General features: G+C 68.4%; 17 protein-coding genes and 3 pseudogenes. 10 read left to right on the forward strand and 10 right to left on the reverse strand.

Features of this window, described 5'->3' with window-relative positions; genetic code table 11:
• The 4 genes from CLG85_RS14625 to CLG85_RS14640 form a co-directional block, all read left to right on the forward strand.
• On the forward strand, positions 1 to 964 hold a 964-nt coding region (locus tag CLG85_RS14625), incomplete at its 5' end, for a murein hydrolase activator EnvC family protein (protein WP_260349461.1).
• Between the two features lie 7 nt (positions 965 to 971).
• Positions 972 to 2,336 carry a S41 family peptidase gene (locus tag CLG85_RS14630; protein ID WP_224846200.1) on the forward strand — a complete coding sequence of 455 codons (1,365 nt, stop codon included), beginning with the start codon at positions 972 to 974 and terminating at the stop codon, positions 2,334 to 2,336.
• A gap of 169 nt (positions 2,337 to 2,505) precedes the next feature.
• Positions 2,506 to 2,988 carry an RNA pyrophosphohydrolase gene (locus CLG85_RS14635; RefSeq protein ID WP_095882761.1) on the forward strand — a complete coding sequence of 161 codons (483 nt, stop codon included), beginning with the start codon at positions 2,506 to 2,508 and terminating at the stop codon, positions 2,986 to 2,988.
• Positions 2,985 to 3,425, forward strand: coding sequence for a hypothetical protein (locus CLG85_RS14640; RefSeq protein ID WP_224846202.1), 441 nt, complete (start codon positions 2,985 to 2,987; stop codon positions 3,423 to 3,425). Before CLG85_RS14635 ends, CLG85_RS14640 begins: the two co-directional genes overlap by 4 nt.
• 1 nt (position 3,426) lies before the next feature.
• Here CLG85_RS14640 and CLG85_RS14645 read toward each other — a convergent pair whose 3' ends face one another.
• Positions 3,427 to 4,707 carry a lytic murein transglycosylase gene (locus tag CLG85_RS14645; RefSeq protein WP_260349465.1) on the reverse strand — a complete coding sequence of 427 codons (1,281 nt, stop codon included), beginning with the start codon at positions 4,705 to 4,707 and terminating at the stop codon, positions 3,427 to 3,429.
• Positions 4,708 to 4,825: 118 nt separating this feature from the next.
• The gene (locus CLG85_RS14650) at positions 4,826 to 5,533 is read right to left on the reverse strand and encodes a helix-turn-helix transcriptional regulator (RefSeq protein WP_260349466.1); all 708 of its coding nucleotides are present in this window, start codon (positions 5,531 to 5,533) and stop codon (positions 4,826 to 4,828) included.
• Positions 5,534 to 5,636: 103 nt separating this feature from the next.
• Between CLG85_RS14650 and CLG85_RS14655 the strand changes: the two genes are divergently transcribed.
• A complete protein-coding gene (locus tag CLG85_RS14655) occupies positions 5,637 to 6,347 on the forward strand; it encodes a glutathione S-transferase family protein (RefSeq protein ID WP_095883740.1) in 711 nt (236 codons plus the stop codon).
• Here CLG85_RS14655 and rnr read toward each other — a convergent pair.
• The gene (gene rnr / locus CLG85_RS14660; protein WP_095883739.1) at positions 6,319 to 8,646 is read right to left on the reverse strand and encodes a ribonuclease R; all 2,328 of its coding nucleotides are present in this window, start codon (positions 8,644 to 8,646) and stop codon (positions 6,319 to 6,321) included. The two genes, CLG85_RS14655 and rnr, sit on opposite strands and share 29 nt — an antisense overlap.
• Positions 8,647 to 8,947: 301 nt before the next feature.
• Between rnr and dapE the strand changes: the two are divergent.
• The 4 genes and pseudogenes from dapE to CLG85_RS14680 all read left to right on the forward strand — a co-directional run bounded on the left by dapE (position 8,948) and on the right by CLG85_RS14680 (position 15,864).
• A pseudogene (gene dapE / locus CLG85_RS14665) lies at positions 8,948 to 10,100 on the forward strand (succinyl-diaminopimelate desuccinylase).
• 291 nt (positions 10,101 to 10,391) lie between these two features.
• On the forward strand, positions 10,392 to 11,573 hold the full coding sequence (locus CLG85_RS14670) for an aminotransferase class I/II-fold pyridoxal phosphate-dependent enzyme (protein WP_095883762.1): 1,182 nt from the start codon (positions 10,392 to 10,394) through the stop codon (positions 11,571 to 11,573).
• A 21-nt stretch (positions 11,574 to 11,594) separates the two neighbouring features.
• Positions 11,595 to 14,987 (forward strand): DNA translocase FtsK, encoded by a 3,393-nt coding sequence (locus CLG85_RS14675; protein WP_260349469.1) that lies wholly within the window; start codon positions 11,595 to 11,597, stop codon positions 14,985 to 14,987.
• A gap of 295 nt (positions 14,988 to 15,282) precedes the next feature.
• Positions 15,283 to 15,864, forward strand: coding sequence for a LolA family protein (locus CLG85_RS14680; RefSeq protein ID WP_095882614.1), 582 nt, complete (start codon positions 15,283 to 15,285; stop codon positions 15,862 to 15,864).
• 84 nt (positions 15,865 to 15,948) lie between these two features.
• Here CLG85_RS14680 and CLG85_RS14685 read toward each other — a convergent pair.
• Positions 15,949 to 16,546: pseudogene (locus CLG85_RS14685) on the reverse strand (transglycosylase SLT domain-containing protein).
• Between the two features lie 223 nt (positions 16,547 to 16,769).
• On the opposite strand from CLG85_RS14685, the gene hspQ reads away from it, so the two are divergent.
• Positions 16,770 to 17,096 (forward strand): heat shock protein HspQ, encoded by a 327-nt coding sequence (gene hspQ / locus CLG85_RS14690; RefSeq protein ID WP_095882615.1) that lies wholly within the window; start codon positions 16,770 to 16,772, stop codon positions 17,094 to 17,096.
• Between the two features lie 60 nt (positions 17,097 to 17,156).
• Here hspQ and CLG85_RS14695 read toward each other — a convergent pair whose 3' ends face one another.
• The 6 genes and pseudogenes from CLG85_RS14695 to CLG85_RS14720 form a co-directional block, all read right to left on the reverse strand.
• Positions 17,157 to 18,200, reverse strand: a complete 1,044-nt coding sequence (locus tag CLG85_RS14695) for a threonine aldolase family protein (protein WP_095882612.1) — start codon at positions 18,198 to 18,200, stop codon at positions 17,157 to 17,159.
• A pseudogene (locus CLG85_RS14700) lies at positions 18,200 to 18,671 on the reverse strand (YcgN family cysteine cluster protein). Before CLG85_RS14700 ends, CLG85_RS14695 begins: the two are co-directional and overlap by 1 nt.
• The gene (locus CLG85_RS14705) at positions 18,668 to 19,600 is read right to left on the reverse strand and encodes a bifunctional riboflavin kinase/FAD synthetase (protein ID WP_095882610.1); all 933 of its coding nucleotides are present in this window, start codon (positions 19,598 to 19,600) and stop codon (positions 18,668 to 18,670) included. The pseudogene CLG85_RS14700 and the gene CLG85_RS14705 overlap by 4 nt, the downstream one beginning before the upstream one ends.
• Positions 19,601 to 19,611: 11 nt before the next feature.
• Positions 19,612 to 21,081, reverse strand: a complete 1,470-nt coding sequence (pdxR, locus tag CLG85_RS14710; RefSeq protein ID WP_095882609.1) for a MocR-like pyridoxine biosynthesis transcription factor PdxR — start codon at positions 21,079 to 21,081, stop codon at positions 19,612 to 19,614.
• A gap of 191 nt (positions 21,082 to 21,272) precedes the next feature.
• The gene (locus CLG85_RS14715) at positions 21,273 to 21,926 is read right to left on the reverse strand and encodes a YggS family pyridoxal phosphate-dependent enzyme (protein WP_224846227.1); all 654 of its coding nucleotides are present in this window, start codon (positions 21,924 to 21,926) and stop codon (positions 21,273 to 21,275) included.
• On the reverse strand, positions 21,917 to 23,389 hold the full coding sequence (locus tag CLG85_RS14720; RefSeq protein ID WP_260349471.1) for a tetratricopeptide repeat-containing sulfotransferase family protein: 1,473 nt from the start codon (positions 23,387 to 23,389) through the stop codon (positions 21,917 to 21,919). Before CLG85_RS14720 ends, CLG85_RS14715 begins: the two co-directional genes overlap by 10 nt.
• Positions 23,390 to 23,433: the final 44 nt, after the last annotated feature.

The raw sequence follows: 23,433 nt of genomic DNA on the forward strand, positions 1-23,433 counted from the left end.
CGCTGACCCGCACCGTCGAGCCTACGAGGACGGCTCGCCGCCCCTGCGCGACGGGCTGCGCGAAGCCGCGGTGCGCGAGACCGAGCTGAGCCGCCGCCTTGCCGCGCAGGAGGGCGAGGTGGCGCAGCTTCTGGGCGTGCTGTCGAGCCTCGGCAGCACGGCGGCCCCCGAGGCGCTGCTGCATCCGGCGGGGCCGGTGGGCTCGGCCCGGGCGGGCATGCTGCTGGCAGCGGTGACACCGGGGCTGGCGCAGGAGGCCCGCGATCTGCGCTCCGATCTCGACGAGGTGGCGCAGCTTCGGACCCTGCAGGAAAGCGCCGCGCGGACCCTGCGCGAGGGGTTGGCGGGCGTGCAGGCGGCGCGCACCGAGCTCAGCCAGGCGGTTGCCGACCGGACCGACCTGCCGATGCGCTTTACCGAGGATCCGGTGCGCACCGCGATCCTCATCTCTGCGACCGAGACGTTGGAGGGGTTTGCCTCGGGCCTGTCGAATATCTCGCAGGGCGAGGCGCCGAACACCCTCCCGCCGGTCGATGCGCGGCGCGGCAGCCTGCCGCTGCCGGTGCGCGGGCAGGTGCTGCGCGCGGCGGGCGAGGCGGATGCCGCCGGGGTCTCGCGCCCCGGCATCGTGATCGCCACGCTGCCGCAGGCCATCGTGACGACTCCTACCGCCGCCACCGTGCGCTACTCCGGCCCGCTGCTCGATTACGGCCTCGTGACCATACTCGAACCGCAGCCGGATCTGCTCATCGTGCTGGCGGGGCTCGACGAAACTTATGCGGCGACGGGGGAAATCCTCTCCGAGGGCGCACCCGTCGGACTGATGGGAGATGCAGCGCGCGACGGGGCGTCACCGTCACGTGAAGGTTCCGGCGCTGGACGCACGGAAACCCTGTATATAGAGGTAAGAGAGGGCGACGCGCCCGTGGACCCGCTAGAATGGTTCGCCAGCGACAAGGGATGATCTGAGGATGAACAAGTTTCTGATGGCCGCACTGGGCGGCACCGTGGCAGGCGTGGTGGCAACGACGCAGTTCGTCGGCCCGCTGCTGGCCCAGGAAGCCGAGAAGAACACCAGCGTCTACGAGCAGCTCGACCTCTTCGGCGACATCTTCGAGCGCATCCGTGCGCAATACGTGTCGGAAGTGGATGACAAGAAGCTGATCGAGGCCGCGATCAACGGGATGCTGACCTCGCTCGACCCGCATTCGAGCTACCTGCCGCCCGACGATGCCGCCGACATGCGCGTGCAGACCCGCGGCGAGTTCGGCGGGCTCGGCATCGAGGTCACCCAGGAAGACGGCTTCGTGAAGGTCGTCTCGCCGATGGACGGCACCCCCGCGGCCGAGGCCGGCGTGCAGGCCGGGGATTTCATCACCCATGTCGACGGCGAGTCGGTGCTCGGGCTGAACCTCGACGAGGCGGTGGACAAGATGCGCGGGCCGGTCGGCTCGGAGATTGTCATCACCGTGGTGCGCGAGGGCGAAGACGAGCCCTTCGACATCTCGATCATCCGCGACACGATCACCCTCACCGCCGTACGCACGCGCCGCGAGGGTGACAGCGTGGTGCTGCGCGTGACCACCTTCAACGACCAGACATTCCCCAATCTCTCCGAGGGGCTGGCCAAGGAGGTCGAGGCTGCGGGTGGCATCGACAAGATCAACGGCATCGTTCTCGACCTGCGCAACAACCCGGGCGGGCTGCTGACCCAGGCGATCAAGGTTGCCGACGCCTTCCTCGACAAGGGCGAGATCGTCTCGACCCGGGGCCGCAACGCCGCCGACGGCGAGCGCTACAATGCCACCGAGGGGGATCTCTCGGACGGCAAGCCGATCGTGGTGCTGATCAACGGGGGCTCTGCTTCCGCTTCGGAAATCGTCGCGGGTGCGCTGAAGGATCACCGCCGCGCCGTGGTCGTGGGCACCAAGAGCTTCGGCAAGGGCTCGGTCCAGACGGTCATGCCGCTGCGGGGCGACGGCGCGATGCGCCTGACCACTGCGCGCTATTACACGCCTTCGGGCCGCTCGATCCAGGCGCTCGGCGTCTCGCCCGACATCGTCGTCGAGCAGCGTCCGCCCGAGCCGGAGAACGAAGAGAACGCGGTGCCCGGCTTCGGCCGCTCCGAGGCTGACCTGCGCGGCGCGCTCGACAACGACAGCCTGACCGAGGACGAAATCCGCCAGATCGAAGAGGATCGCGCCAAGGCCGAGGAGGCTGCCAAGCTGCGCCAGGACGACTACCAGCTGGCCTATGCGATCGACATCCTGAAGGGCCTCAGCGTGCTCGGTGACGAGCAGGCGCTGATGCAGCAGGCGCAGGCGACCGACAAGTAAGGTGTCCGGGTTTCCGGGAATAGAGAGGCGCGTCCCGTGGGGCGCGCCTTTTCCGTTCTGTGCTGTTGTGTGCGGGGGCGTCGCCTTGGGGCCGCGCGGGTCGTCCCTTCCAAATTGCCCGCACCGGCGCTAGCGTGCGGCCACAAGCAAGGAGCCTCCGATGAAGACCATGACCCCCGAAGAGATCGCCGCGCTGCCCTATCGCCGCAACGTCGGCGTGATGCTCGTCAACGCCGCGGGGCACGTCTTCGTCGGCCAGCGCCTCGACAGTGAGGTGCCCGCCTGGCAGATGCCGCAGGGCGGGATCGACAAGGGCGAGGCACCGCAGGAGGCCGCGCTGCGCGAACTCGAGGAAGAGATCGGCGTCAGCCCCTCCTTGGTCACCGTCGAGGCCGAGACCGAGGGCTGGCTCTCCTACGACCTGCCGCATGACATCGTGCCGCGCATCTGGAAGGGCCGCTACAAGGGGCAGGAGCAGAAGTGGTTCCTGCTGCGCTTCCATGGCGAGGATGCGCAGGTGAACATCCAGACTGAGCATCCCGAGTTCTCGGAATGGTGCTGGCTGCCGGCGGACGAGGTGCTCGGCCAGATCGTGCCCTTCAAGCGCCCGGTCTACGAGCAGGTCATCGCCGCCTTCCGGGATAATCTGTGATCCGTACCGCGTTCCTGTTTCTTGTTCTTTTGCTCGGGGTTGCCAGTCCGGCCTTCGCGCTGAAATGCCTGCCGCCGGATGTCGCGCGCGACGTGCGTGCCGCCAGGGCCGAGCAGACCGAATGGATCGCGGTGAATGGCATGCTCGAGACCGGCCCGGTGCCGCGCAGCGCCGGCGAGGTTCCGGCGCGTTTCTGGGGCTGGGCGCTGGGGCAGGGGGGCTTCAATCGCCCCTTCGACCAGCGCATCACCCTGCGCGTCTCCTGCTATGGGCCGTGGTGCGGCGACGCTCGGACCGGCCCCATGGCGGCGCTGCTTAAGCGCGAAGAGGGCCGGCTGGTGCTGATCGCCGACCCCTGCAATGCCAACCGCTGGCCCGGTCCGAGCGCCCGCCAGGTGAAGGCGCTGGTGAAGAGCTGCGGCGCGGGCTGCCGCTGAGTTACCGCAGCCGGTGCAGCAGCTCGAGCGAGGCGTAGCCGTCCGGCACTGCACCGACTGCGCGCTGGTATTCGCGCAGCGCCTTGATCGTGTTCGGCCCGATGCGCCCGTCGGCCCCCGAGGGATCGAAGCCAGCTTGCTTCAGCCGCACCTGCAGCTCCTTGCGCTCTTCGCTGGTCAGGGCGCGCTCGTCGTCCGGCCAGCCTGAGCGGATCGGCGCCCCGCCCATGATCCGGTCCGCAAGGTGCCCGACCCCGATCACATAGGCATCGGCGGCGTTGTAGCGCGAGATCACCTTGAAGTTCTTGAAGGTCAGGAAGGCCGCGCCCTTGTACCCCGCCGGGAGCAGCAGCTTGGCCGAGCCGAAATCCTGCACCGGGTGGCCGTCCATGCCGACCACGCCGAGCTTCGCCCAGTCCGAGGGCATACGGGTCGTGCTGTCCGCCAGATCGTAGTCGAAACCGCGCGGCAGCTGCACCTCTACGCCCCAGGGCTGGCCATGGATCCAGCCGTTCTCGGCGAGGTAATGCGCCGTCGAGGCCAGCGCGTCGGCGGGGTTGTCCGACCAGATGTCGCGCTTGCCGTCACCGGTCCAGTCCACCGCCAGCGCACGATAGGAGGAGGGGATGAACTGCGTGTGACCCATCGCCCCGGCCCAGCTGCCGGTCATGTGCTCGGGGCTGGTGTCGCCGTTTTGGATGATGTGCAGCGCGTCGATCAGCTGGCCTTCGAAGAAAGAGCCCCGCCGAGAGCCAAAGGCCAGCGTCGCCAGCGCCGGGATCACAGGATGCGTGCCTCGATGCGTGCCATAGGCGCTTTCCATGCCCCAGATCGCCAGCACCACCTGCCGGTCGACGCCGTAGCGCGCCTCGATCTGGCGCAGCAGCTGGTCGTTGGCGGCCAGCGCCGCCCGGCCGTTCTCGATGCGCGTGTCCGAAACGGCCGAGCCGAGGTAGGCCCAGAGCGTCTTGGTGAACTCGGCCTGGTTGTTGATCTTGTGCAGCGCGTCGGCATCGAGCGCGACGTTGCGCAGCGCGGCGCCCAGCGTATCCTCTCTGATCCCCTCGGCGCGGGCACGCTCGCGGAAGCCGGTGAGCCAGCGCGCGAACTCCTGCTGCACCTCGGTGGCCGGGACCACCTGCGCGGGCTCCGCCGCGACAAAGGCGAGGGGGCGCAGCGCCGGACGCTGCGAGATCACCGGGGCGGTGAAGTCGTCTAGGCGGTCTGCCGACGCCTGCGTGGCCATCAGGCACAGCGCGAGGCCGGAAAGGCTCCGTTTCATCTGGGGTCACCTACTGCTCGTGTTTTTATGCCGAAAGGCTACCGCGCGCGGGACGATTTGCGAAGGAGGTGCGGCGATCACATTTCACGCAATCGGCAAGAGATTGCGGACGGCGTGCTCACATCTGGATCGCGCAGCTGCCCCTCTCGGCCTCCATTCGCGCCATGAAGCCGCGCAGCAGCGGTACACGCTCGGGCCGGAAGGAGCTCTCCAGCACCTCCATCTCGGCCATCCGGTCAAGTCGGAAGGTGCGGTAATCGGCGCGCAGCAGGCACCAGGCGATCAGGCAGTGCGAGTTGTCGAGCAGCAGCAGCGACAGCGGCTTCACCTCGCGCTGCGTCGCTGCCCCCTGCGCGTCGCGGTAGTCAAACCGGATGTGCCGTTCCTCGCGGCAGGCGCAGCGCAGCAGCGCCGCGTCGATGGTCGGCGGGGCAGGGGGCGAGAACCGATGTGCGGTCAGCACCGCGTGGCGCAGTTGGTGGGCCTGCCGCTCGGGCAGGCGGGCGCGGAGCTTGGCCAGCGCGTTGCGCGCCGCATGCGCCAGCGCGGGATCGGCCAGCGCCTCGACCTCGCGCAGCCCCAGCACCAGCGCCTCGAGCTCGTCCTCGTCGAAGGACAGCGGCGGCAGGTGCGGATCCTCGATCAGGGTGAAACCGTAGCCCGCCTCGCCATCGATCACCGCGCCGAGCCCGCGCAGCGAGCCGATGTCGCGGTAGAGCGTGCGTTCGGAGACCCCCGTCTCCTGCGCCAGCGTGGCGGCTGTGACGGGCGAGGGCAGGCGGCGCATCGCCTGCATGAGCTGGAAGAGGCGTTCGGTACGGGACATGGCACGATCATCCTGCACCCTGCTGACAGTTTCCGGCAAGAGCCGCGGCTAGGGTCCGACGGGCCGGCGCTTCCTTTCCCCCAGTCCCCAAAGGACCCTTCCCATGTTGACCCTGATTTCCTTCCCGCCCACTCTCGGCGAGCCCTCGAACAGCCCATTCTGCGTCAAGGCAATGATCCTGCTGGAAATGTCCGGCCTCGACTGGCAGCCGCGCTTCGTGCCCATGCCCGAGGGCCCCTATGGCAAGTTGCCGGTGCTCGAGACGTCCCAGGGCGTGGTGCCCGACAGCGCGCTCATCCAGCAGTGGCTCGAGGCGCAGGGGGCCGACTTCTTCCCCGGCTTCGATGCCGCCGCGCGCGGCATGGCCCATTCGGTGATGCGCATGGTGGAAGAGAGCCTGCGCTGGCAGGTGGCGCATGACCGCTGGCTCGACGCCCGCGTCTGGCCGCAGTTCTTCCCGCATGTGTTCAAGGGCATGCCCGACGGGCTAGAGGCAAAGGTGCAGGAGGGGCAGCGCCAGGGCATGACCTGGCACGGAGTCGCGCGCTACTCGGAAGAAGACCGCTGCGCGCTGGCCGAGATGGACATGGACGCGCTGATCGCGGTGCTGGGCGAGGGGCCGTGGCTGTTCGGCGAACAGCCTTCGGCGGCGGATGCCTCGGCGCTGCCGGTCCTCAGCATGATCGACCGGCTACCGGGCGACACCGCGCTGCGCCGGGCGCTGCGCGCGCGGCAGCCGCTGATGGATTACGTCGCGCGCGGACGCGCGACGCTTTACGCGCCGCTCAACGCTCTGTCTTACGTGTCCGGCTGACCTTGCGGGCGGTCTTGGCGTCCTTGGCCCGGGCCTGCACGTCCTTGCGGCGTGCGGGCCCCTTGCCTTTCGGTCCCTTCCCCTTCGGGCCGCCCGGCGTCTTCTTGAAACGCCCATAGCCCGCGGGCTTGCGGTGGCGCGGTGCCTCGACCGCCTCGCCGGCAAGCTCCAGCAGCTCGAGCCCGATGCCGCCGGTCACCGGCGTGACGTCCACCAGCTTGACCCGCACGCGCTGGCCGAGCGTGATCAGCGTGCCGGTGTCGGCGCCCATCAGCGTGCCCGCGTCGCGGTCGAAGTGGAAAAACTCGTTGCCGAGGTTGCGGATCGGCACCAGCCCGTCGGCGCCGCTCTCGTCGAGCTTCACGAAGACCCCGAACTTGGCGATGCCGCTGATCCGCCCGCCGAATTCCGCGCCGACGCGCTCCGACAGGTAGGCCGCGAGATAGCGGTCGGTGGTGTCGCGCTCGGCCATCATCGAGCGCCGCTCGGTGTCCGAGATGTGCTCGGCGGTCTGCTGCAGCCGCTCGATGTCCTCCTGGCTCAGCCCGTCGTCGCCCCAGCCGTGCGCCTTGATCAGCCCGCGGTGCACGATGAGGTCCGAGTAGCGCCGGATCGGCGAGGTGAAATGTGCGTAGTTGCGCAGCGCCAGGCCGAAGTGCCCGAAGTTCTCGGGGTTGTAGTAGGCCTGCGTCATCGAACGCAGCGTGGCGAGGTTGATGAGCTCGGCATCCTCGCGCCCCGCCGCGTCATGCAGCAGCTTGTTGAGATGCGAGGTCTTCAGCACCTGCCCCTTGGCAAGGCTCAGCCCCGAGGCCAGCGCCGTCTCGCGCAGCGCGTCGAGCTTCTCGGGCGGCGGCTCCTCGTGCACGCGGAAGAGCAGCGGCGTGCGCTTGGCGATCAGCGTCTCGGCGGCCGCCACGTTGGCGAGGATCATGCACTCCTCGATCAGCTTGTGCGCGTCGAGCCGGTCGACGAAGTTCACCGAAGCCACGGTGCCGTCCTCGGCCAGCACGATCTTGCGCTCGGGAAGCTCGAGATCCAGCGGCTGGCGCCGCTCGCGGGCAGCACGCAGCGCGTAATAGGCGTTGTAGAGCGGGCGGATCACGTCATCCAGGAGCGGCCCGGTCTTGTCGTTGGGCTGCCCGTCCATCGCCTGCTGCACCTCGGCGTAGTTCAGCGAGGCGGGCGAGCGCATCAAGCCGCGCACGAACTTGTGCGAGATCTTGTTGCCTTCGGAGTCGATCACCATGCGCACGGCGATACAGGCACGCGGCACGCCCTCGTGCAGCGAGCAGAGGTCACCCGACAGCCGGTCCGGCAGCATCGGCACGACGCGGTCGGGGAAATAGCTCGAGTTGCCGCGCTTCTTGGCCTCGCGGTCAAGCTGCGAGCCCGGCAGCACGTAATGCGCCACGTCGGCGATGGCGACCCAGATCACGTGGCCGCCGGGGTTCTTCGGATCGGTATCGGGCTCGGCGAAGCAGGCGTCGTCATGGTCGCGCGCGTCCGAGGGGTCGATGGTCACCAGCGGCAGCTCGCGCAGGTCCTCGCGGCCCTTGAGGCCGGCGGGCTTCATCCGGTCAGCTTCTTCCAGCACCTTGGGCGGGAAGTCGTCGGGGATGCCGTGCTGGTGGATGGCGATGAGCGAGACCGCTTTCGGCTCCGAGGGATCGCCGAGCCGCATCACGATGCGCGCCTTCGGCAGCCCCATGCGCGAGGCGCGCGGCCCGGCCTGCTCGGCCTCGACCAGCTCGCCGTCCTTGGCGCCACCGATGGCGTCGGGGGCGACCAGCCATTCCATGTCGGCGCCCTTGTCGATCGGCACGATCCGACCGCCCTCGGGCCCCTTGCGGAAGATGCCGACGATCTTGCGCGGGCTGACGCCGATCTTGCGAATGAGCCGCGCCTCGTAGTTGTGGTCGGCCTCATGCACCACCTGCAGCTTGGCAAGGATGCGGTCACCCTCGCCGAGCGCCGGGTCGCTGGTGCGAAGCACCAGCAACACAATCGGCTCGACGCCCTCGCCGTGCCATTCCAGCGGCTGCGCGAAGAGATCGCCGTTCTCGTCCGGCGCCTTGACCTGCAGCACCGACACCGGCGGCAGCCGGTCCGGGTCGCGGTAGGTCTTGTGGCGCTTCTCGAGATGCCCCTCGGCCTCGAGCTCCTTGAGGATGCGCTTGAGGTCGATCCGCGCAGCGCCCTTGATGCCAAAGGCCTTGGCAATGTCACGTTTCGCGGTCTGGGTCGGGTGCGCCATGATCCAGTCGAGGATCTCGGCTTTCGAAGGCAATTTGCTCATGCCGCAGCCGTACCACGCGCCGCCGCCAGCGTCATCGCGATTCTCTATGCCCCGGTGCTGCCCGCCGCCGCGCCCGTGGCCCCGGAGGGATATGCGTATTTGAAAAGAGAAGAAGTCCCGGGGAAGAGCGCCCCGGCTTTCTTCTAGGCCCAAATATCCCGGGGGAGACGCCGCAGGCGACGGGGGCGGAGCCCCCTCTTTTTCATTCGCGCGGCTCCGCCCTACGGCGCGCGCTGCCATCGCATTTGCACGCGCGCGCGCCGCGCTGTAGCCAAGGGCAAACCACTCCGGAGTTGCGCTCATGACCATCCAGTCCACCGATCCCGTCCAGCTGACCGCCGACCTCATCCGTTGCCCGTCGGTCACCCCCGAGGAGGGCGGCGCGCTGGTGCTGCTGCAGGGCCTTCTGGAAGCGGCGGGCTTTGCCTGCACGCGGGTCGACCGGGGCGGGGTGGCCAACCTCTTCGCCCGATGGGGTGAGAAGGGACATGCGAAGAGCTTCGGCTTCAACGGCCATACCGACGTGGTGCCGGTGGGCGATCTCGCCGCCTGGACCGTCGATCCCTTCGGTGCCGAGGTGAAGGACGGCATCCTCTACGGTCGCGGTGCCACCGACATGAAGTCCGGTGTCGCCGCCTTTGCCGCCGCCGCCATCGACTTCGTGAAGGAGACCCCGCCCGAGGGTGCCATCGTGCTGACCATCACCGGCGACGAGGAGGGCGACGCGGTGGACGGCACCACGGCTCTGCTCGACTACATGGATGCGGAGGGCGAGAAGATGTCGATCTGCATCGTCGGCGAGCCGACCTGCCCTGAAGAGATGGGCGACATGATGAAGATCGGCCGCCGCGGCTCGATGAACGCGCATTTCACCATGATCGGCAAGCAGGGGCATTCGGCCTACCTCCACCGTGCGCTGAACCCGATGCCAGCCATGGCACGGCTGATGGACCGGCTGTCGAGCCATGTGCTCGACGAGGGGACCGACCATTTCGACCCCTCGACGCTGGCGGTGGTGACCATCGACACCGGCAACCCGGCGACCAACGTGGTGCCGGCGCAGACCCGCGCCACGCTCAACATCCGCTTCAACGACACCCACACCGGCGCCTCGCTCTCGGACTGGCTGCGCGAGGAGACCGCCAAGGTCGATGCCGAGTTCGGCACCCGCACCGAACTCAGGATCAAGATTTCGGGCGAGGCATTCCTGACCCCGCCGGGCCCGCTGTCGGAGCTGGTGGCAAAGTCGGTCGAGGCCGAGACCGGCCGCACCCCGGAGCTGTCGACCACGGGGGGGCACCTCGGACGCGCGCTTCGTGCGGCACCATTGCCCGGTGGTCGAGTTCGGGCTCGTCGGCAAGACGCTGCACCAGGTGGACGAGAACGTCGAGGTGGCGCAGATCGGACAGCTCAAGGCGATCTACACCCGGATGCTGCGCGACTATTTCGCCTGAGGCGCGAGGGGCTGGCAGGGACCCTGTCCAGCCCCTTCGCCCGGCACGGGGAGGGGCGTGATTCGCCCCTTCTGCGTCTGGCCCTCCGCCACGGCAGGGCCGCGCTAAGTCGCCGGGGAGACATTGGAATTCCCTGCGGACCCGCCGAGGGGCGAAAATTTTACCGCGTTGCGACATTCCTGCCACGGCCTTCGCGCCGCGTGGAGTTGCGGTAGACGAAGCACGCCGCCTTGCGTATCCTCTGCCGCAAACGGGGCGCTCACGATCCCGACTTACAGAGGCAGTACTGGCATGTTCCCCGAACGGTTCTCGAACCTTCCGGCTTACGCGTTCCCGCGCCTGCGGGCGTTGCTCGATTCCTTCGAGCCCGGCGGCGAGGTCATCCACATGACCATCGGCGAGCCGAAGCACGCCTTCCCGGCGTTCGTCGGCGAGGTGCTGGCAGAGTCGGTCCGGGAGTTCGGCAAATACCCGCCCAACGAGGGCACGCCGGAGCTGCGCGCCAATATCGCCGCCTGGATTACCCGCCGCTACGGCGTGACCGTCGATCCCGATACCCAGGTGACCACGGTCAATGGCACCCGCGAGGGGCTCTACAACGCCGCCATGGCACTCTGCCCCGAGACCAAGAACGGTCGGCAGCCACTGGTTGTGATGCCCAACCCCTTCTACCAGGTCTACGCGGTGGCCGCGCTCTCGGTGGGCGCCGAGCCGGTCTATGTGAACGCCACCGAGGCTACCGGCCACCTGCCCGATATCGCGGGCCTGCCCGAGGACGTGCTGGCGCGCACCGCGTTGGTCTATTTCTGCTCGCCTGCCAACCCGCAGGGCGCCGTGGCGGACCGCGCCTATTGGGAGAGGCTGATCGCGCTTGGCGAGAAGCATGATTTCCAGATCCTCGCAGACGAGTGCTACTCCGAGATCTACCGCGGCGTGGCCCCGGTAGGCGCGCTGCAGGTTGCCACCGAGATGGACGCCGATCCCGAGCGGGTGGTGATCTTCCACTCGCTGTCGAAGCGCTCGAACCTGCCCGGTCTGCGCTCGGGCTTCGTCGCGGGCGGGCCCGAGAGCCTGCGCCGGATCAAGCAGCACCGGTCCTTTGCCGGCGCACCGCTGCCGCTTCCCGTGCAGCGCGTGTCCGAGCGGGTCTGGGCAGACGAGGCGCATGTGGAACAGAACCGCGCCCTCTATTTCGAGAAGTTCGAACTGGCGGACCGCATCTTCGGCAACGTGCCGGGCTACATGCCGCCGCAGGCCGGGTTCTTCCTCTGGCTGCCGGTCGAGGACGGCGAGGAAGCGGCGCTGAAGCTCTGGAAAGAGACCGGCGTGCGCGTGCTTCCGGGCGCCTACCTGTCGCGCGACACGGAAGAGGGGAACCCCGGCAAGGGCTTCCTGCGCGTGGCGCTGGTGGCCTCCCGCGAGGAAACCGAACGCGGGCTGACCCGGATCCGGGACTGCCTGTACGGGCTATAATAAGAAACGACGAGGCGAGCGATGGCATATCAGGTGAAGGGGCGTGACCCGCTCTTCGACAGCAACATGCAGGCCGCGATCGAGAAGCGGGGCAGGGAGCTCGGCGGCATCGCCCTGATCGTTCTCGGCCTGCTTGCGGCGGCGATGATCGGCTCCTACACGCCGGACGATCCGTCGTGGCTCTCGGCCACCGATGCGCCGGTGCAGAACTGGCTCGGCCGGCTCGGCGCCTCGATCGCTGCGCCGCTGTTCATGATCGTCGGCCTTGGAAGCTGGGGCATCGCGCTGGTGCTGCTGGTCTGGGGCGTGCGCTTCGCCCTGCACCGCGGCGATGACCGGGCGCTGTCGCGCGTCGTCTTCGCGCCGATCTGGATCGCGCTGGCCTCGGTCTATGCCGCCGGGCTCACCACCGGGCCGGAATGGACCCACAGCTTCGGCCTCGGAGGGCTCTTCGGCGACATGATGATGGGTACGGCGCTCGGCATCCTGCCGCTGAGCGCGGGCTTCGGGCTGAAGCTGCTGACCGTGCTGCTGGGCGGCGGGCTGCTGGCGCTTGGCGCCTTCGTGCTGGGCTTCACCAAGCCCGAGCTGCAGAACATCGCGCGCTTCCTGCTGGTCGGGCTGATCATGTCCTACGCCTCGCTGCTGAACCTGCTGGGCCGCGGCGCCGGCGGCGCCATGGCCGCCGCCCACAAGGCGCAGTCCGCCCATTCCGATCGCCGTGCCCGCCGCGCCGAGGAGGCCGCCGAGGCCGAGGCCTGGGCCGCCACCCGCTACGGCGACACCGAGCAGGCGCAGGACTACGGGCAGGACTATGATCCGCACGACTACGACCCCGAGCCGCCGGTGCAGGCGTCGCGCCCGGTCTCGCGGGTGCGCCGCGCTGCCCCGCCGCCGCTGGAGCTGGAGCCCGAAGAGCCCGAGCTGCTCGACGAGGACGACGCCTATGCCTACGCGCAGATGCAGGCCTGGGAGCAGGCCGCCGCACCCGCGCCAGCCCCCACACCCAGCCCGCGCCCGGCGCCCGAGGCGGTGAAAAAGCCAGGCCTTCTGGCCCGCATCACCCGCCGCGCCGAGCCGGATCCCGAACCCTATTATGACGACGAGGTCGAGCTCTTGCCGATCGAACCCGACAACGGCGAGGATCGGATCCGCGCCAAGATCGCCCACGCGGTGAAGAGCCGCCGGCGCCCCGCTATGCCCTCCTTCGGCAGCTCGAGCCGCACCGAGGATCCCAGCAAGCCGCTGACCAAGGGCCGCGGCCGTGGCCCGGCGCCGCTGATCTACAAGCCGACGCAGCTCTTGCGCGCCGAGCCGCCGCTGACTGCCGCGCAGGCGGCGCAGGACCTGCCGCCCGAGCCGCCGCTCAACGCCTCTCGCGCGGTGCCGCCCGCGCCCGAGCACGTCGAGGGCTACGCCCGGACCTCGGGTCCCGCGCCCTTCACCCACGCCGAGGATCCCTATGACGCACCGCGCGCCGGCGTGCAGGGGTTCGACGACTACCGCGACTTCGACGATTACGGCGACGAGGTCCCCGCGGCCTACAGCGCGAAGCCCGCTCCGGCGGCCCAGCCCCGCGCCGAGGACCGCTACCGCGCACAGCCGCTCGCCGAGGACGACCACGGCGAGGAGGACTATTCGGACGATTTCACCTCCGATGGTTACGACGACGGCTACGGTGACGACTACGCGGAGGCTGGGTCCGACGCGTATGGCATCGAGGACGACGACGAGGATAATTACGTGCAGAGCTGGTCCAGCGATGCCGCGTCGCGCCCGGAGATTCCCGTCGCCCAGCCCCGCAAGGTGGTGCAGAAACCCGAGCCAAAGCCGATGCAGCCCTCGCGCCGCGCCCAGGCCGAGGCGCAGCCGGCGCTGCATTTCGCCGAGAACACCATCGACTACGAACTGCCGCCGCTGCATCTGTTGGCCAGCGCCGAGAACATCGAGCGCCACGTGCTTTCCGACGAGGCGCTGGAAGAGAACGCGCGGATGCTGGAATCGGTGCTCGACGACTACGGCGTGAAGGGCGAGATCGTTTCGGTCCGCCCCGGCCCCGTGGTCACCATGTACGAGCTCGAGCCCGCGCCCGGCCTCAAGGCGAGCCGCGTCATCGGCCTTGCCGACGATATTGCCCGCTCGATGTCGGCTCTGTCCGCACGCGTCTCGACCGTGCCGGGCCGCTCGGTGATCGGGATCGAGCTGCCCAACGACAAGCGCGAGATGGTCTCCTTCCGCGAGATCCTCTCGAGCCGCGACTACGACAACGGCACCCAGCGCCTGCCGCTGGCGCTCGGCAAGGACATCGGCGGCGATCCCGTGGTCGCCAACCTCGCCAAGATGCCCCACCTGCTGATCGCCGGCACCACCGGCTCGGGCAAGTCGGTGGCGATCAACACGATGATCCTGTCGCTGCTCTACAAGCTGACCCCCGAGGACCTGCGGCTGGTGATGATCGACCCGAAGATGCTGGAACTCAGCGTCTACGACGGGATCCCGCACCTGCTCTCCCCCGTTGTCACCGACCCCAAGAAGGCCGTCGTGGCCCTCAAGTGGGTCGTCGGCGAGATGGAGGACCGCTACCGCAAGATGTCGAAGATGGGCGTGCGCAACATCGACGGCTACAATGGCCGCGTCGCGGAGGCGCTGAAGAAAGGCGAGATGTTCAAGCGCACCGTCCAGACCGGCTTCGACGACGAGACCGGCGAGCCGGTGTTCGAGACCGAGGAGTTCGAGCCGCGCAAGATGCCCTATATCGTCGTCATCGTCGATGAGATGGCCGACCTGATGATGGTCGCGGGCAAGGAGATCGAGGCCTGCATCCAGCGCCTTGCGCAGATGGCCCGTGCCTCCGGCATCCACCTGATCATGGCCACGCAGCGCCCCTCGGTGGACGTGATCACCGGCACCATCAAGGCCAACTTCCCGACCCGCATCTCCTTCCAGGTGACCTCGAAGATCGACAGCCGCACCATCCTTGGCGAGATGGGCGCCGAGCAGCTTCTGGGCATGGGCGACATGCTCTACATGGCTGGCGGCGCACGGATCACCCGCTGCCACGGTCCCTTTGTGAGCGATGAAGAGGTCGAGGAGGTGGTGAACCACCTCAAGGCCTTCGGCCCGCCGGAATACGTCAACGGCGTGGTGCAGGGACCGGACGACGAGAAGGCCGAGAACATTGACGCTGTACTGGGGCTCAACACCGGCGGCAACACCGACGGTGAGGATGCGCTCTACGACCAGGCGGTGGCCATCGTCGTCAAGGACCGCAAGTGCTCGACCTCCTACATCCAGCGCAAGCTCGGCATCGGCTACAACAAGGCCGCGCGCCTGGTGGAGCAGATGGAGGACGAGGGCGTCGTCTCGGCGGCCAACCACGTCGGCAAGCGCGAGATCCTCGTGCCCGAGCAGTGAGCGCCGCCCCGGCGCCACGCCCGTGGCCCCGGAGCGACAGGCGTATTTGAGAAGAGAAGAAAAGCCCGGGAGTGCGCGCTCCCGGGCTTTTCTTCTAGGTGCAAATATCCCGGGGGAGCCCGCAGGGCGGGGGCGGAGCCCCCTCTTCTTGCGCGGAGCAGCGCCGCCGCGCGAACGCGGGGGCTTTGATCGCCCGCCTGCAAGCCCTAGATAGGCTTCAACGCCTGCCTGATATCGCATAGCCGCGGCGCGGTGTGCGACAGATGGGCAGACCACGGCCAGAAGGACCTGACGAATGATCCGCACTCTCATCGCCGCGCTCACGGCGCTGGTGCTCACCACGCTGCCGGCGGCGGCGCAGAAGCTTTCGCTGGGCGAGGTGTCCCAGTACCTGAACTCGATCCAGTCCGCGAAGGGCCAGTTCACCCAGATCAACGGCGACGGCTCGATCTCCACCGGCACGATCTCGATCAAGCGCCCGGGCAAGGTGCGCTTCGAGTACAATCCCCCGGACCAGGCGCTGGTACTGGCCTGGGCGGGGGCGGTCTATGTCTTCGACAAGAAGCTGGGCGGCCAGCCCGAGACCTACCCGCTGAGCCAGACGCCGCTGTCGATCATCCTCGACCGCAACGTCAATCTGGGCCGCGCCGGCATGGTGACCGGGCACGGTTACGACGGCACCGCCACCACGGTGACTGCGCAGGACCCGCAGCATCCGGACCGCGGGACGATCCAGATGAAGTTCACCTCGAACCCGGTGCAACTGCGGCAATGGGTGATCACCGATGGCAACGGTGCCAAGACCACGGTGGTGCTCGGCGCGCTCAGCAATGCCGAGCTGCCGAACTCGGTCTTCGACGTGAACCGGGTGAAGTGATCCTGCCACCCGGAGCCCTCATCCGCGCCAAGACGCAGAAGGCCGGGCGCGATGCCCGGCCTTTCGCGTTTCGTTGGCGCTGGATTACCAGCGGCGCGCCTGGCGGCAATTGGCCAGTTGCACCTCGTAAACCACGGCGCGGTTGCCCACGTCCTCGGCCACGCGCAGCAGCCAGGACTTGCTATTGTAGGTCCCGCGCGAGAAGCCGCCGCGGCCCTCGTGGTAGGCAAGGTATTGGTTGCGTGCGTCGCGCAGACTGATTCCCAACCGATCGCGGCTACCGGCCATGTACCAGCCCATGAAATCCGTCGCGTCGCGGATGTCGTCGCGGTCGGCGCGCCAGCGGCCGGTCTCTTTGAGGTATTCGTCCCAGGTGCCGTCCAGCGCCTGGCTGTAGCCATAGGCCGAGCTCTGCCGACCGTAGGGAATCACCCCGAGTGCATAGCGGAACGGCGTCCGCGCATCCGAGATGAACTTGCTTTCCTGGTAGATCGTCGCCATTTGCACGTGAACGGGCACCCCCCCATTTGCGCTCCGCGTCGCGGAAGGCGCGGATATACTGGGGGCGCTCACGGATAATGGCGCATGCATCTTCTAGGTCATTCGGGGCGCGGCCTGCACCGCCACCACCGCAGGACGCGGCCAACAAGACCAGCGTCGCCGCGCGAAGCCATCTGCTCATCTGCCTCTCGCTTTTTTCTGCTCTTCTGGAAGTCTTTTTTGCCTTTTGTTGACAGGGATTTTACCGCAAAGCCACCCGCGTTGGAATCACAATTCCTTCAATGGGGTCCGGCGGATCTCCGCCAAACTGTCGGCCCGGGGTCCACAGTGTGTTTCCACCGACGCCCGGCAAGGCGTTGGACATGTTGCCGCAAAAATGTCAAAAATTGTTCTCAGAGGTGAACATGCACACAGCGCGCGCGAAATATCATCTGGGCCAGGTTGTCCGCCATCGCAAGCACCCGTTCCGCGGCGTGGTCTTCGATGTCGACCCCGAGTTCAGCAACACCGAGGAGTGGTACGAGGCCATTCCCGAGGACTCGCGCCCGCGCCGTGAGCAGCCCTTCTACCACCTTCTGGCCGAGAACGATCAGAGCTTCTACGTGGCCTATGTGTCCGAGCAGAACCTGATCGCCGACTACTCGGGCGAGCCGGTGGAGCATCCCGACATCCCCGATCTCTTCGGTGCTTTTGTCGATGGCAGCTACGAGCTGCACTTCCAGATGAACTGAGGGGCAAGAGCTTCGAAGGCTCTTGCGGTTTTCTTCAAGGAAATCTGGGTCGTGCCCGGATCAGGCGGCGTCGCGCAGCAGGTCGAGGAAGGCGCTGACGTCCGAGGGCTGCAGCGACCAGTCGCAGACCAGTCGGCCGGTGAGCAACTCGGCATCGTCGCCCTCGAGATCGCCCGAGGGATAGTAGACCGCCCCGGCCTCCAGCACCCTGCGGTGGGCCGCGCGCGGCATCTCGAAGAAGATCATGTTGGCATGGGTGTCATTGTGCACCGTCAGCCCCAAACCCTTCAGGCCTTGCAGCAGCTGGTCGCAGCGCGCGTTGGCTTTTTCCGCCAACTCCTTCCAGAGGTCGCCCTCGAGGTAGGCGTCCATCTGTGCCGCGAGGTAGCGGTGCTTGGAGAAGAGATGCGCGCCGCGCTTGCGGCGGTATTCGAACTCCTGCGCCTGCTCGGGATCGAAGATCACCACCGCCTCGACGCCCATCAGCCCGTTCTTGGTGCCGCCGAAGACGCAGATGTCGACGCCGGACTTCCAGCTCATCTCGGCCGGGGTGGCGCCGAGCTTCACCGCGGCATTGGCAAAGCGTGCGCCGTCGAGGTGCACGGGCAGACCATACTCGCGGGCCACGGCGGTCAGCGCGCGCAGCTCTTCGAGCGTGTAGTAGTTGCCCTTCTCGGTCAGCTGGGTGATCGAGACCGGGCCGCGTTTGGGGCCGTGCACGCCGCGGGTCTCCTCGCCCTCGATGGCCGCGCGCAGCGCCTCGGGGGTCATGCGGTCGCCGCCCTTGACCAGCGTCAGCTTGGCGCCGCCGGAGTAGAACTCGGGCGCGTTGCACTCGTCCTCGTGGATATGCGCGACGGGCGAGCAGAAGACCGTGGCATAGGGCGGGCAGAGTGTTGCCAGCGCCAGCGAGTTCGCCGCGGTGCCGGTGGGCACCAGGTAGACCGCCGCTTCGGGGGCTTCGAAAAGGTCGCGGATGCGATCGGCAACTTGAAGCGACAGCGCGTCCGATCCGTAGCCCGAGGTGTGGCCCTCATTGGCGCGGGTCATCGCCTCGAGCACCTGCGGAGGGACGGGGCCGGAATTGTCGGAGGCAAAGAACATCAGGTGGGCTCCTCGATGATGTAGTCTTCCCAGTCGTCCTCGCCGACCTCGAACTCGGGCACTGTGCGGCCACGCATCGACACGCCAGCGGCATGCACGCTCTCGGGATCACCCGAGATCAGCGGGTGCCAGTCATAGAGCGGCTTGCCCTGCCAGAGCAGGCGATAGGCGCAGGTTTCGGGCATCCAATAGGCGTGTTCGTCGATGTTGTCGGGCCGCAGGACGATGCATTCCGGTACGAACTGGTGCCGGATCTCGTAATTGGAGCAGAGGCAGGACTGGTCGTCGAGCAGACGGCAGGACACGCAGGTCAGCGCGACCTCGCCGGTCTCCTCGTCCTCGAGCTTGTTGAGGCAACACTTGCCGCAGCCGTCGCAGAGCGCCTCCCACTCCTTGTCGTTGAGCTTGGAGAGCGGCTTCTTTTCCCAGAAGCGGGGGGGTGAGCCCCTTGCGGTCGATAGGGTCGGTCATAGCGCGTCCAGAACGCGGCGGGCCTCGGCACTGTCGCAGTCCATCTGGGCGACCAGAGCCTCGAGCCCGTCGAATTTCATCTCGGGGCGGAGGAATTCGACCAGGCCGACCGACAGCACGGCACCGTAGAGATCGCCGGAGAAATCGAACAGGAAGGTTTCGAGGTTGGCGCTGTTCTCGCCAAACATCGGGCGCACGCCGAGCGAGGCAACGCCGTGGTAGCTGCCCCTGTGCGGGCCGGTCAGCACGTCGACAAGGACGGCGTAAACGCCGTAGCGCGGCGGATGCAGCCCGTCGATGCTCATGTTGGCGGTCGGATAGCCGAGAGTGCGGCCGAGCTGGTGGCCGCCGACCACCTCGCCCTCGATCCGGTGCCAATGACCGAGCTGGGCCTTTGCCGCGCGCGGATCGCCCTCCGACAGTGCCCGGCGGATTGCGGTGGAGCTGATCTCGCCGCCCGCGGTGCCGAGGAGCTCGGCCACGGTGACGCCGAAGCCCATCTCTGCGCCGAAGCGCTGCAGGTCCGCGACCCGGCCCTCGCGGCCCTTGCCGAAACAGAAGTCCGCGCCGACGACCACGTGGCTGAGGCCAAGCCCGTCCGCCAGCACCTCGCGGGCGAACTGCGCAGGGCTGAGCGCGGCGAGCGCGGCGTCGAAGGGCAGCTCGTAGAGCCGCTCGACGCCCAGCTTCTCGAGCCGCGACGCGCGGGCCTTGGCCGACATCAGCCGGAAGGGTGGGGCATCGGGGGCGAAGAATTCACGCGGATGCGGCTCGAAGGTCAGCACGCCGAAGGGGGCACCGGCCGCCTTTTCCCGGGCCAGCTCGATCACCGCGCGATGACCGATGTGCACGCCATCGAAATTGCCGATGGCGACGCTGGCGCCCCGGTCGCGAGGCTCGGTTGACTGGTAATCCCGGATGGTCCGCATGGGGCAAAGCCCTAGCCCCGACTGCGGGGACGTGCAAGCGCCTGTGCGATGCGTTCAAGCCCTTCCGCGATGCGCTCCGAGGGGATCGAACTGTAGCCGAGCCGGTAGAAATTCCGCGGCCTGTCCGGGCGTTGGAAGAAGGGGGCGCCGGGCTCGATCAGCACGCTGTCCTGCTGCAACGCGGCGGAAAGCTCGGCGGTATCGACATCCTCGGGCGCGCGCATCCAGAAGGACGAGCCGCCGTGGGCGGCGACCCCCGCGACCTCGAGCCCGTTGCGGCCGATCTCGGCCTCCATCACCTGCCGCCGCTGCCCAAGCGCACGGCCGATTCGCCGCACCAGGCTGTCGTAGTGGCCAAGGCTCAGAAAATGGGCAGCGGTGCGCTGGATGTGCCCCGGCGGGTGGCGCAGCACAGAGGCGCGCAGGGCGCGCGCCTCGCGGATGAAGGGCTCGGCGCCGACGAGGTAACCGAGCCGCAGCCCCGGAAAGAGCGACTTCGAGAAGCTGCCGACATAGACCACCCGCCCGTCGCCATCGAGGCTCTTCAGCGCCGGGGTGGGCGGCTGCAGATAGGCCATCTCGAACTCGTAGTCATCCTCGACGATCACCGCTTCCAGCGACCGGGCGCGCTCCAGAAGTGCCTGCCGCCGCGCCAGCGGCAGCGTGGCGCCGCTGGGGCACTGGTGGCTGGGGGTGGTGAAGATCACGTCGGTGCCCTCCGGCACCGCCTCGGGCGGCAGCCCCTGCGCATCGACGGCGACGGCAGAAAGCGCGCAGCCGGTCTGGCCGAGCAGCACGCGCAATGCCGGGTAGCAGGGATCCTCCACCACGGCGCGCCGGCCCGGCGAGAGCAGGATCTGGCTCGCCAGCCAGAGCGCGTTCTGCGCGCCGAGGGTGATCAGGATCTCCTCGGGCCGCGCCTGTATGCCGCGCCGGGGCAAGGTCTGGCGGGCGAGGAATTCCACGAGCTGCGGGTCGTCGCGGTCGTAATAGTCCTGTGTCAGCGCCCCGAAGTCCCGCGCCCCAAGGGCCTGAACCGCGCAGAGCCGCCAGTTGGCATGGTCGAAGAGCTTTGGGTCGGCCTGCCCGTAGATGAACGGGAAGCGGTAGCTGGCCCAATCCGCGGGCCGCACTGGCACTGCCCCCGCCGCGAAGCGCCGGCCCATGGCGCGCTGCCAGTCGACCCGCTCGGCGCGCGGCGTCTCGGGAAAGTCCGGCGGCTCCGGCGCGCCCTCGGAAATGTAATAGCCAGAGCGGTCGCGCGAGGTCAGGTAGTCCGAGGCTTGCAGCTCGGTATAGGCCAGCGAGACGGTGATCCTGCTGACCCCGAGATGCGCCGCCAGCCGCCGGGTCGAGGGCATCTTCTCGCCGCGCCGGAACCGGCCCGAGAGCACGCCCTCGGCCACCATCTGCTGGATCCGCGCCTGCAGCGTGCCCTGATCGCCGGGGCGCAGGAAGAAGGTCTCGACCGGGATCGCCATCGGCGCACTCTACCCTGTGCGTGAAAGAGGGAAAGGGGGGGCGCTGCCCCCCTCGGCGCTCCGCGCCTCACCCCCCGGGATATTTTCACCTAGAAGAAGGGGCAGCGGGGCGCGCCCGGGGTCTTCTAGGTCCAAATATCCCCGCCGGAGGCAGGCCGGACGCAGCCGCGCGCGCGGCATCCGGGTGGGGCTCAGCCGTAGTCGCGCTCGCCGAAGATCGCCGAGCCGACGCGCACATGGGTGGCGCCGAAGGCGATGGCCTGTTCGAAGTCCGAGCTCATGCCCATGGAGAGCCCTTCCAGCCCGTTGCGCTCGGCGATCTTCGCCAGCAGCGCGAAATGCAGGCTGGGGGTCTCGTCGACGGGAGGGATGCACATTAGCCCCTTGAGCGGCAGGTCGAGGGCGCGCACCTCCTTGATGAAGGCGTCGGCCTCGGCGGGCAGGATGCCGGCCTTCTGCTCTTCCTCGCCGGTATTCACCTGCACGAAGAGATCGGGGCAGGCGCCCAGCTCCTGTGCCAGCCGGGCCAGCGTGGTGGCGAGCTTGGGCCGGTCGAGCGAATGGATGGCCGAGAAGAGCTGCATCGCCTGCCGCGCCTTGTTGCTCTGCAGCGGGCCGATGAGATGCACCCTGGCGTCGGGGAAACGCTCCTGGAAGGCGGGCCACTTGCCTGCGGCCTCCTGCACCTTGTTCTCGCCGAAGAGCCGGTGGCCTTCCTCCAGCACCGCCTCGACGCGCTCGTTCGGCTGCACCTTGCTGACCGCGATCAGCTGCGCCGAGCCGGGCGCGCGGCCCGCTTTCTTCTCGGCCTTGGCGATGCGCGCCTTGATGTCGTTCAGTCCCATGGTTCCTCTCCCCAGGCCTCGATGAAAGGCGCCAGTTCGGTTTCGAATTTCTTCCAGGCCTGCGCCGAGCCGCGATAGATCGGCTGCCGCGCCTGGCTGACGCTGAGCGTCTTCACCGCGCCCTGCGCCGCCTGCGTGTCGAGGCAGGCCGGATCCCAATCGAGCCCCGCCGCCGCAACCAGGGCGCGGGCCTGTGGCTCGGGATCCTCGACCAGCGCCTCGTAGCGGATCTCGTGAAGGCGGCCGGGCAGGGCCTCTTTCCAATGCGCGACATTGGCGCGGAAGCGCTTGATGGCGGTGGCGATCTCGGCCAGGTCGTTGGCGTAGCGGTGGGTGCCCGGCACGAAGTGGTTCTTGTAGATCGACAGGGCGATGTCGCGCGGATCGCGGTGCACCACGATGATCTTCGCGCCGGGAAGCGCGTGGTCCAGCAGCCCGAAGATCAGGTGGCAGAGGATCGACTTGTCGGTGATTGCCCCCAGGCTGCGCCCGGTGTCGCGGGCGGCAAGGCGCATGTACTGCGCGGCAAAGGCGGCCACCCGCTCGGGCGGCTCCTGGGCGATGGGGCGCATCTGCTCGCCGGCGCCGAAATGGCCATAGGCGAGCTTCAGCGCGTGGCCGAGCTCGCCGCCCGCCGTGACCCCGGGGTGGGCACCGAGGATGCGCTCGACCAGCGTGGTGCCCGAACGCGGCATGCCGGTGACGAAGATCGGGCGCAGGGCGGGGGGCTCTTCAGGGGGCGGGGCGGGCGCGAGCCCCTCCTGTGCGCGGCGCACGGCGGCGAACTCGCGCGCCTGCGCGGCGCTGTCGAAGGGCGCGGCCTTGCGCTGCAGGGCGTTGGCGCGGGTGAGGTAGGGGAAGACCTTCGCCTTCTGCCCGGTCTCCTCCATCACCTTGGCCAGCGCGAAACCGAGGTGCATGCGCTGCCGGTCCGAAAGATCGCGTCGGGCCCAGAGCCTTTCCATGGCACGCAGCAAGGGATCGCCCGCGGCCAGCTTCTTGGAGGCCAGGAAGATGCGGTAGAGCTCGGGCTCGTTCGGGTGGCGTTTGATCAGCGCGCGGAACAGCTTTTCCGCCTCGTCGAAGCGGCCGAGGAGCTGCAGGTAATGCGCCTTGTCGGCGCGCGGCTTGATCGCCTTAGGCTCTGCCGCGATCTGCCGGTCGAGCGCGGCGAGCGCCGCGTCGGGCCGGTCCAGCGCGCGGTAGCGCGCGATGGCGGTGGCGGTGACCTGCGGCTGGTTGGGGGCGAGCTCCACGGCGCGGTCGAGGTAGCGCAGGCAGGCCTCGCGGTCGCCCTGCTCGTAGCAGATCTGCGAGAGCTGGAAGGCGAGATCGGCGCGGTTCGGCTCGGAGGGAAGCACCTGCTCCAGCGCGGCGCGGGCCTCGCCGAGACGACCCTTGGAGAGGGCGGGGCGGACCTTGTCCATCAGGCTGGCCTTGCGCGCGGCCGAAAGTGGCAGCATGGGGAACCCTCGTCGTTCGTCCGGACCCGTGCCCGGCGGTGATC

The sequence above is a fragment of the Alloyangia mangrovi genome, assembly GCF_002300555.2.
In the GTDB taxonomy this organism is placed as follows: domain Bacteria; phylum Pseudomonadota; class Alphaproteobacteria; order Rhodobacterales; family Rhodobacteraceae; genus Salipiger; species Salipiger mangrovi.